Raw genomic sequence first — 1888 nt, 5'->3', positions numbered from 1 at the left:
GGTCGAGCCGGGAGGGCGTTCGCCCTGGGTCAAGGACCTTTCGACCCGGAAGATCTGAATCGGAATCCGGAACGGCGGGCTGCGTCGCCCCCCGGCCAAATGATCAGATTTCTACGCTTCTGAGTGAGCGTCTACAGTCAGTCCGTTGCCGCGAACTGCTTGCGCAGTTCCCGCTTGAGGACCTTTCCACTCGGGTTGCGCGGCAATGCTTCTACGGTCTCCAGCCGTTCCGGAATCTTCTGCACCATCAACTCCTTGCCGCGCAAGTAGTCGACCATCTCTTCGAAGGCGAGCGGTTCCGTGGGCTCGCGCAGCACCACCACGGCACAGACCATCTCGCCTCGGACCTCGTCGGGGATGCCAATCACGCTGGCGTCGGCGAGCTTCGGCTGCTCGAGGAGGAGGCCTTCGACCTCCGGCGCGCTGATGTTCTCGCCTTTGCGGATGATGACGTCCTTGAGGCGTCCCGAGACGGTGATGCAATCCTTCTCGTCGATGAAGCCGAGATCCCCGGTGCGGTAGAAACCCTCGTCATCGAACGCCTCGGCGTTCAGCGCTTCGTCCAGATAGCCGAGGAAGAGCTGCGGCGCCCGAACGCGAAGCTCGCCCTCCACGCCAATCGCAGCGAGAGAGCCGTCGGCCTGGACGATCTTGAGTTCGGTCTCCGGCAGGTTGAGCCGCCCCTCGGTCGTGGCGAGTTGCTCGTCGGGATCGTCGAAGCGGCCGAGGGCCAGGACCGGGCATTCGGTCATCCCGTAGACGGAAAGGATGCCTGCACCGCACTCCTCCTTGAGCGCGTAGTGGAGAGGCGGCGGTTTCGGGGCTCCGCCGCCCTGGAAGACGCGGATGTCCGGAAAGATCGGCGTGTCTCCCTGTTTGCGTTGGGCCTCCAGGTACATGCGATGGAATGCCGTTCCGGCACCGGCATGGGTTACCCCGTGCTTGCCCAGGAAGGGAATCGTCGTCGGAGGATCGAAGCTCTCGACGATCAGATGGCTCGCGCCTGTCGAGAGCGCCGCGACGAGCGAGTTCACGCCACCGAGGTGCGTGACCGGAAAGACGAGACCGATGCGATCCGAGGGCGATAGCCCCATCGCGACGGCCAGGCCGAAGGAGGCGGCCAGAAAGCCCTTGTCGGTGTGGCGGGCGCCCTTGGGTTCCGACGTCGTGCCCGAGGTGTAGAAGATCCAGCGAAGTTTGTTTCCGGCGCTTGGCGCGGGCGGGAGTTCCCCGGTCCCGGCTGGAAGCTGGGGTTCCCACGCCTCGTTGGGTGCGACGAGCACGTCGAGGCCCTCGATCTTCTCGGCCAGTTCGCTTGCCATCCCTGCATAGTCGAAGCCACGGAACTGCTCGATGACGATGAGAAGCTGCGCACCGGTCTGACGCAGGCAGTGGGAGACTTCGCGTCCGCGATAGATCGGAATGATTGGATTCTGCACGGCACCGAGGCGCGAGAGCGCCGCGAGGAGGACGAGGGCGTTGAAGCCGGTTGGGAGAATCCAGCTGACGGCGCTGTCCTCCCGTACGCCCCGCTCGTAGAGCGCGGCGGCGAGGCGCTCGGCAGCTTCTCGATACCCGGCGAAGGTCATCTCGCGGCCGGCTTCGTCGAGCCCGAAGAGACCTTCGGGGGTCGCCTCTGCCCGAGCTTCAATCAGTTCCCACAGCGTGTCCGTTCGGATCAGGTTCGTCACCGTTCTCACTCCCTCCGCGCGTGGGTTCATCCGGGCCGGGGTGGTAGGGTGCCAGAAGCCGAAGGCTTGCTCAATCCAACGGAATCGAGGCCCTCATCGTGGAGAATTCGCTGACGACGGGTTCCTGTCTTTGTGGCGAGGTGAAGTACGAGCTCGATGCTGGGATCTCGCGCATCTGGCTATGTCATTGCTCGAAG

The 1888-nt window shown here is 64.3% G+C and carries 1 protein-coding gene; it reads right to left on the bottom strand.

Annotated features, from left to right (window positions below):
• Positions 1-137: 137 nt before the first annotated feature.
• Positions 138-1721, bottom strand: a complete 1584-nt coding sequence (locus GY937_26275) for an AMP-binding protein (GenBank protein MCP5060222.1) — start codon at positions 1719-1721, stop codon at positions 138-140.
• Positions 1722-1888: the final 167 nt, after the last annotated feature.

This window comes from bacterium (assembly GCA_024228115.1).
Lineage (GTDB): Bacteria > Myxococcota_A > UBA9160 > UBA9160 > UBA6930.
The sequence above is the reverse complement of the archived record's forward strand: the minus strand, read 5'-3'. Positions and strand labels throughout refer to the sequence as shown.

What these genes read in the sequence shown, in the direction of transcription:
- GY937_26275 (MCP5060222.1), bottom strand. Translation starts at nt 1,721, where the DNA reads ATGAACCCACGCGCGGAGGGAGTGAGAACGGTGACGAACCTGATCCGA.